Raw genomic sequence first — 7,383 nt, 5'->3', positions numbered from 1 at the left:
GGTGCCCCCACTCAAAGTTAATGATCGAAAAAGATTGGCAATTTTACCTGTTGATAACCAAGATCGCCAGCAAATGATCGACGATCCAGTGAATAAGATCTAAGTTATTCACAATATTTACGTCATTATCCGCTAGATCAACACAAGCTGCCCTATTCTTACTCACATAAGGATCCACATTTGCGCTTTTTCTCACAGATCCGCCATCTGGTGATAAGTCTGTGAATCAAGCTTTCGCAAGGTGTGATTTTATTCCAATCTCGTCTTTTTATTTTTTGCTACGTCTTTACTCACACGACTGGCCACCTTTAGTAAGCTATCTTATTCCACAGGCGTCTAGGTTATTGCTCTTGGTTATTTATCTAATTAACTAAAGTGACAGTAGTATTTGTGCCCATAAAACTATGGAGTTGTACTATGAAAAACTGGATTAAAGCTGCTGTAGCAGCAATTGCGCTTTCTGCTGCGACGGTTCAAGCCGCGACTGAAGTTAAAGTCGGTATGTCTGGCCGCTACTTCCCATTCACTTTCGTTCAGCAAGACAAGCTGCAAGGCTTCGAAGTGGACCTATGGGATGAGATTGGTAAGCGTAACGATTACAAAGTGGAATACGTTACGGCAAACTTTTCTGGTTTGTTTGGTCTGCTAGAGACAGGTCGTATTGATACGATTTCAAACCAGATCACGATGACGGATGCTCGTAAAGCCAAATACCTTTTTGCTGACCCATACGTTGTTGATGGTGCGCAGATCACTGTTCGTAAAGGCAACGACAGCATCCAAGGTATTAAAGATCTTGAAGGCAAAACGGTGGCGGTTAACCTAGGTTCAAACTTTGAGCAGTTGCTACGCAACTACGACAAAGACGGCAAGATCAACATCAAGACTTACGATACAGGTATCGAACACGATGTAGCACTTGGTCGTGCAGACGCGTTTGTAATGGACCGTCTATCGGCTCTTGAGCTGATCAAAAAAACTGGTCTACCTCTGCAACTTGCTGGCGAACCGTTTGAGACGATTCAAAACGCTTGGCCTTTCGTTGACAATGACAACGGCAAAAAGCTTCAGGCTGAAGTGAATAAAGCACTGGCTGAAATGCGTGCTGACGGTACACTAGAGAAAATTTCTCAGAAGTGGTTTGGTGCTGATATCACTAAATAACCACTGTTGAGTATTGCTCGTCTGGTTGAGGTACTCAACCGGATTTGCTCTTAACCCACTGCTTTCCTTCCTTTGCAGTGGGTTTTGCTTTTTGTATAGAAGCTTATTTTTAACTGGGATACGTTATGGGATTCGATTTTAACTACATGCTGAACCTGATGCCGATACTACTCAAGTATCTGGGCACCACCATGGAAATGGCGACATGGGGTTTAGTATTTTCACTGATTTTGGCCGTCATTTTAGCGAATATCCGTGTATTTCGCGTTCCCGTTCTTGATCAGTTAAGCCAGCTGTACATCAGCTTCTTCCGTGGTACACCACTGTTGGTTCAACTGTTTCTGCTTTACTACGGCTTACCGCAGATTTTTCCGTTCCTAGTCGGTCTGGATGCATTCAGCGCCGCGGTGATTGGTTTGACTCTGCACTTTGCCGCATACATGGCGGAGAGTATCCGCGCCGCGATCATTGGTATCGATCGTAGCCAGATGGAAGCCAGCCTGTCTGTGGGCATGACAACGACTCAAGCGATGCGCCGAGTGATCTTGCCGCAGGCAACGCGTGTGGCGCTGCCGTCATTGATGAACTACTTCATTGATATGATCAAATCGACCTCATTGGCCTTTACGCTAGGTGTGGCGGAGATCATGGCAAAAGCGCAAATGGAAGCGTCATCCAGCTTCCGCTTTTTCGAAGCTTTCCTTGCCGTTGCGCTGATTTACTGGGGCGTTGTAGTAATACTGACTCGCGTGCAAATCTGGGCAGAAGCTAAGTTGAATAAGGCATACGTAAGATGATCAAGTTAGATAACATTCACAAACGCTTTGGTGAGACAGAAGTCCTTAAAGGCATCGATCTCGATATCAAACAGGGCGAGATTATTGTCATTATCGGCTCTAGCGGTACGGGCAAATCCACCCTGCTGCGCACGGTGAATTTTCTAGAAAATGCCGACAAAGGCGTCATCACCATTGATGACGTAAGCGTGGATACTGAAAAGCACACCAAAGCGGAAGTATTAGCTCTGCGCCGTAAGACAGGGTTTGTTTTCCAGAACTATGCCTTGTTTGCCCATATGACCGCCCGTCAGAATATTGCTGAAGGCCTCATCACCGTTCGCGGCTGGAAGAAAGACCAAGCATTGGCACGCGCTCAGCAGATTCTTGACGACATCGGCCTTGGCGATAAAGGAGACAGTTATCCAGCGGCGCTGTCTGGTGGCCAGCAGCAACGTGTGGGTATCGGACGTGCGATGGCACTGCAACCCGAATTATTGCTGTTTGACGAACCGACCTCAGCACTAGATCCTGAGTGGGTCGGCGAAGTTCTTCAGTTAATGAAGGAGTTAGCGACTAAACACCAAACCATGCTGGTGGTCACACACGAAATGCAGTTCGCCCGAGAAGTGGCGGATCGCGTGATCTTTATGGCGGAAGGCAATATCGTTGAGCAAGGCTCTCCACAGGATATCTTTAATAATCCACAGGATCCTCGTTTACAGAGATTCCTTCGCCAAGTAGGCGCTGAGTAAAGATCACCAAAGAAGATCGCTTGATCCTTGAGATTTTGCTCACACTACGTATAATCGCCCGGCCGGAATTTAGCAGTTGCTCAATGATTGACACTTTGTGTGACTGTGATTACAATTCCGCCTCTTTGTTGAGAGGCGTCGGTTTGTCCTCTTTATATATAAAGAAGACCAAATGGCCCACGCCGGGTTAACTAAGAACCTAAAACTACTGATCAGTAAAGGTAATTATCATGAAACGCACTTTTCAACCTTCAGTTCTAAAGCGCAAGCGTACTCACGGTTTCCGTGCACGTATGGCTACTAAGAACGGTCGTGCAACAATCAATGCACGTCGTGCAAAAGGCCGTAAGCGTCTTTCTAAGTAATCTTCGATTATTTTGAAAACGTACGCGTTCGATCGGGAGTTACGTTTGTTAACTCCCGAGCATTATCAAAATGTCTTCCAGCAAGCTCATCGAGCTGGCTCACCACATTTCACCATCATTGCTCGCAATAACAACCTATCTCACCCTCGATTAGGTTTAGCCGTTCCCAAAAAACAGATTAAAACCGCTGTTGGTCGTAATCGTTTTAAACGCCTTGCTCGTGAAAGCTTTCGTAACAATCAACACCAGCTTGCTCACAAAGATTTTGTTGTGATTGCCAAGAAAAGCGCCCAAGATCTGAGCAATGAAGAAATGTTCAAACTGTTTGATAAATTATGGCAGCGCCTGTCTCGCCCTTCGCGTGGGTAGCAATCGGATTCGTCCGTCTTTATCAAGGTCTCATTAGTCCGCTTATCGGACCACGCTGTCGTTTTACTCCAACCTGCTCTACTTACGCCATAGAAGCACTAAAAGCTCACGGTTTTGTAAAAGGGTGTTGGTTATCAAGCAAACGTCTATTAAAATGCCACCCTTTGAATGAGGGCGGTTTTGATCCCGTTCCACCAGTCCAGAAACAAGACAGAGATAAATAACGATGGATTCTCAACGTAATATCCTGTTAATCGCGCTAGCACTGGTTTCTTTCTTGTTGTTTCAACAATGGCAAGTCGCAAAGAACCCAGCACCACAGCCGGTTGAACAGGCACAATCAAGCAGTACTCTACCTGCCCCTACTCTTGCGGATGATTTAGATCCCGCGCCTGCGCAGCAAGCGTCTGCTAAAACGATTACCGTGACAACTGACGTCTTGACTCTGTCGATTGATACGGTTGGTGGTGATGTTATCACTGCAGACCTCAATCAATACTCTGCAGAACTGGATTCATCAGACCCATTCGTTCTACTGAAGAACGAGCCAGGTCACCAATTCATTGCGCAAAGTGGTCTAGTGGGTCCTCAAGGTATCGATCTGAGTAGCTCAAATCGTCCGGCTTACTCAGTGAATGCAGATAGCTTCACTCTGGAAGACGGTCAGGATGAACTTCGCATCCCAATGACATACCAAGCAAATGGCCTTGAGTACACCAAAACATTTATTGTTAAGCGTGGCAGCTACGCGGTTGACGTTGAATACGATGTAGTCAACAACTCAGGTAGCAACGCGACATTTGGTATGTACGCTCACCTGCGCCAAAACTTGATGGACGCGGGCGGCAGCATCACTATGCCAACTTACCGTGGCGGTGCGTACTCAACAGAAGAAACGCGTTACAAGAAATACAGCTTTGACGATATGCAGGATCGTAACCTGTCAATCACCCTACCAGACGGTCAGGGTTGGGCAGCAATGATCCAACACTACTTCGCGTCTGCATGGATCCCTCGCAACGAGCCAGGTACTAACCTGTACACTCGCGTGATTGGTAACCTGGGTGACATTGGTGTTCGTATGCCGAACAAAACCATCGCAACGGGTGACTCAGCAAAATTCAACGCGACACTTTGGGTAGGTCCGAAACTTCAGCAAGAAATGGCAGAAACTGCGCCGAATCTAGACTTGGTTGTGGATTATGGCTGGCTATGGTTTATCGCTAAACCACTGCACACGCTACTGTCGTTCATTCAAAGCTTCGTGTCTAACTGGGGTCTAGCGATCATCGTTCTGACCTTCATTGTGCGTGGTGCGATGTATCCACTGACTAAGGCACAGTACACTTCAATGGCAAAAATGCGCATGCTACAGCCTAAGCTGCAAGCGATGCGTGAGCGTATCGGCGATGACCGTCAGCGTATGAGCCAAGAAATGATGGAACTGTACAAGAAAGAGAAAGTAAACCCACTGGGTGGCTGTCTACCTCTACTTCTACAGATGCCTATTTTCATTGCACTTTACTGGGCACTAATGGAATCGGTGGAACTGCGTCACTCACCATTCTTTGGTTGGATTACTGACTTGTCAGCGCAAGACCCTTACTACATCTTGCCGCTACTGATGGGTGCATCCATGTTCCTGATCCAGAAGATGAGCCCAACCACAGTGACAGATCCAATGCAGCAGAAGATCATGACGTTCATGCCTGTTCTGTTCACTGGTTTCTTCCTGTTCTTCCCATCAGGTCTGGTTCTTTACTGGTTAGTGTCGAACATCGTTACTCTGATCCAACAGACGCTGATTTATAAGGCGCTGGAGAAGAAAGGCTTGCACTCAAAATAACGAGTCGGCGTAAATAATCGAGAAAGGCGACCAAAAGGTCGCCTTTTTGTTTTTGGCTGATTACAATTCATCTCATTCACTATTTACCCTCACAGGGTATGCATCGCACAGGCTACCACTATGACTACAGAGACCATTGTCGCTCAAGCAACTGCGCCCGGACGAGGCGGTGTCGGCATTATTCGCGTATCCGGTCCCCTTGCGGCCAAAGTCGCTTCTGAGGTAACAGGCAAAGAATTACGTCCAAGATACGCAGAGTATCTGTCATTTACGGCTCAGGATGGCACTCAGCTCGATCAGGGTATAGCGCTCTACTTCCCTAATCCAAACTCCTTTACCGGCGAAGATGTCCTAGAACTGCAAGGCCATGGCGGCCCAGTCGTAATGGATATGCTGATCAAGCGCATTCTGCAAATTCCCGGGATCCGCACCGCTCGCCCGGGTGAGTTTTCAGAACGAGCCTTCCTCAATGACAAGCTCGATTTAGCTCAAGCCGAAGCCATTGCGGACTTAATTGATGCCAGCTCAGAACAAGCGGCAAAATCTGCCCTTAAATCGCTTCAAGGCGCGTTTTCAAATCGAATCCAAACCTTGGTAGAGTCTCTGATACACCTGCGTATCTACGTCGAAGCCGCAATTGATTTCCCCGAAGAAGAAATCGATTTTCTTGCCGATGGTAAAGTCTCTGCAGACCTTCAGACAATTATTGATAACCTCACAGCCGTACGCAAAGAAGCGACACAAGGCGCTATCATGCGCGAAGGGATGAAGGTAGTCATCGCCGGTCGACCAAATGCGGGCAAATCCAGCCTTCTGAACGCTCTGTCGGGTAAAGAGTCTGCCATTGTGACCGACATTGCAGGTACCACCCGAGATGTATTGAGAGAGCATATCCATATTGATGGCATGCCACTGCACATCATTGATACCGCTGGTCTGCGCGATGCGTCAGATGAAGTCGAAAAGATAGGTATCGAACGTGCGTGGGAAGAAATCGAGCAAGCCGACCGCGTCTTGTTCATGGTCGATGGCACTACCACGGATGCCACTGACCCGAAAGAGATTTGGCCTGACTTCGTCGATCGATTGCCGAGCAATATTGGCATGACGGTGATCCGCAATAAAGTCGATCAAACCAATGAAACACTTGGTATCTGTCATGTTAACGATCCAACGTTGATTCGTCTGTCGGCCAGAACGGGTCAGGGCGTCGAATCACTGCGTACGCACCTTAAAGAGTGCATGGGCTTTGCGGGTGGACACGAAGGTGGCTTTATGGCTCGTCGTCGTCACCTAGAAGCGCTGGAAAAAGCGGCTGAACACCTTGATATAGGTCAGCAGCAACTGGAAGGTTACATGGCGGGCGAAATCCTCGCAGAAGAATTGAGAATTGCGCAGCAGCACCTGAATGAAATCACCGGAGAGTTCAGCTCAGATGACTTGCTCGGGCGCATCTTCTCCTCTTTCTGTATTGGCAAATAATCCCCATACGCGCGACCTTTGAGTCGCGTGTTTTTTAGGTAAAAGGAAACCCTATGATCCAAATAATTACCGGCAGCACATTAGGTGGTGCTGAATACGTTGGCGATCATCTCAGTGATCTCCTGATTGAAAAAGGCTTTGAGACCAGCATTCACAACCAACCTGAGCTGAGTGAGATCCCCGCTGAAGGTACCTGGTTACTGATCACTTCCACCCATGGCGCCGGTGAATACCCAGATAACATTCAGCCATTTATCCAGGCCCTGCAAGACACCCCACCTAGAATGTCTGGGGTTAAGTATGCCGTGATTGCGATTGGCGACTCCAGTTACGATACATTCTGTGCTGCGGGCCAGCATGCTCATGCGCTACTCGCAGACATCGGTGGTACTCCGGTTGCAGACTGCCTGACAATCGATGTGCTCAATCATGATGTCCCAGAAGACGCCGCTGAAGCTTGGCTAGCCGATCATATTGATAGCCTATAATCCCCCAACAAGGAAGTGATAGCTCATTGTCACTTCCTCTCTTCTTTCTCAATCTGGTGAAATTTCAATCGTTCTAGCTGTGGATAAAATGCAAACTATCCGGTGATTAACCTATAGTTATCCAAAGAACAACTCTTG

Annotated in this window: 9 protein-coding genes; all 9 read left to right on the top strand. The window is 47.6% G+C overall.

Annotated features, from left to right (window positions below; translation table 11 throughout):
- Positions 1 to 417: 417 nt before the first annotated feature.
- Positions 418 to 1,164 (top strand): amino acid ABC transporter substrate-binding protein, encoded by a 747-nt coding sequence (locus FIU99_RS16600; protein ID WP_006957464.1) that lies wholly within the window; start codon positions 418 to 420, stop codon positions 1,162 to 1,164.
- A gap of 125 nt (positions 1,165 to 1,289) precedes the next feature.
- On the top strand, positions 1,290 to 1,961 hold the full coding sequence (locus tag FIU99_RS16595) for an amino acid ABC transporter permease (RefSeq protein ID WP_006957462.1): 672 nt from the start codon (positions 1,290 to 1,292) through the stop codon (positions 1,959 to 1,961).
- Positions 1,958 to 2,695, top strand: a complete 738-nt coding sequence (locus tag FIU99_RS16590) for an amino acid ABC transporter ATP-binding protein (protein ID WP_006957460.1) — start codon at positions 1,958 to 1,960, stop codon at positions 2,693 to 2,695. The genes FIU99_RS16595 and FIU99_RS16590 overlap by 4 nt, the downstream gene beginning before the upstream one ends.
- Before the next feature lie 230 nt (positions 2,696 to 2,925).
- On the top strand, positions 2,926 to 3,060 hold the full coding sequence (gene rpmH / locus FIU99_RS16585; protein ID WP_004411068.1) for a 50S ribosomal protein L34: 135 nt from the start codon (positions 2,926 to 2,928) through the stop codon (positions 3,058 to 3,060).
- Between the two features lie 45 nt (positions 3,061 to 3,105).
- Positions 3,106 to 3,429 carry a ribonuclease P protein component gene (gene rnpA, locus FIU99_RS16580; RefSeq protein ID WP_006957457.1) on the top strand — a complete coding sequence of 108 codons (324 nt, stop codon included), beginning with the start codon at positions 3,106 to 3,108 and terminating at the stop codon, positions 3,427 to 3,429.
- Entirely contained in the window at positions 3,396 to 3,653 is a 258-nt protein-coding gene (gene yidD / locus FIU99_RS16575) for a membrane protein insertion efficiency factor YidD (RefSeq protein WP_080555897.1), read from the top strand. The genes rnpA and yidD overlap by 34 nt, the downstream gene beginning before the upstream one ends.
- A gap of 2 nt (positions 3,654 to 3,655) precedes the next feature.
- Positions 3,656 to 5,275, top strand: coding sequence for a membrane protein insertase YidC (gene yidC, locus FIU99_RS16570; RefSeq protein ID WP_039951178.1), 1,620 nt, complete (start codon positions 3,656 to 3,658; stop codon positions 5,273 to 5,275).
- A 120-nt stretch (positions 5,276 to 5,395) separates the two neighbouring features.
- Positions 5,396 to 6,757 (top strand): tRNA uridine-5-carboxymethylaminomethyl(34) synthesis GTPase MnmE, encoded by a 1,362-nt coding sequence (gene mnmE / locus FIU99_RS16565; protein ID WP_152472385.1) that lies wholly within the window; start codon positions 5,396 to 5,398, stop codon positions 6,755 to 6,757.
- Positions 6,758 to 6,810: 53 nt separating this feature from the next.
- Positions 6,811 to 7,245, top strand: coding sequence for an FMN-binding protein MioC (gene mioC, locus FIU99_RS16560; RefSeq protein ID WP_152472384.1), 435 nt, complete (start codon positions 6,811 to 6,813; stop codon positions 7,243 to 7,245).
- Positions 7,246 to 7,383 lie beyond the last annotated feature (138 nt).

Source organism: Vibrio sp. THAF64, from assembly GCF_009363455.1.
Classification (GTDB): domain Bacteria; phylum Pseudomonadota; class Gammaproteobacteria; order Enterobacterales; family Vibrionaceae; genus Vibrio; species Vibrio coralliilyticus.
The sequence above is the reverse complement of the archived record's forward strand: the minus strand, read 5'-3'. Positions and strand labels throughout refer to the sequence as shown.

Bases quoted from the DNA above. Each gene is read 5' to 3' on its own strand.
- FIU99_RS16600 (WP_006957464.1), top strand. From the start codon at position 418: ATGAAAAACTGGATTAAAGCTGCTGTAGCAGCAATTGCGCTTTCTGCT.
- FIU99_RS16595 (WP_006957462.1), top strand. From the start codon at position 1,290: ATGGGATTCGATTTTAACTACATGCTGAACCTGATGCCGATACTACTC.
- FIU99_RS16590 (WP_006957460.1), top strand. From the start codon at position 1,958: ATGATCAAGTTAGATAACATTCACAAACGCTTTGGTGAGACAGAAGTC.
- rpmH (WP_004411068.1), top strand. From the start codon at position 2,926: ATGAAACGCACTTTTCAACCTTCAGTTCTAAAGCGCAAGCGTACTCAC.
- yidD (WP_080555897.1), top strand. From the start codon at position 3,396: ATGGCAGCGCCTGTCTCGCCCTTCGCGTGGGTAGCAATCGGATTCGTC.
- yidC (WP_039951178.1), top strand. From the start codon at position 3,656: ATGGATTCTCAACGTAATATCCTGTTAATCGCGCTAGCACTGGTTTCT.
- mnmE (WP_152472385.1), top strand. From the start codon at position 5,396: ATGACTACAGAGACCATTGTCGCTCAAGCAACTGCGCCCGGACGAGGC.
- mioC (WP_152472384.1), top strand. From the start codon at position 6,811: ATGATCCAAATAATTACCGGCAGCACATTAGGTGGTGCTGAATACGTT.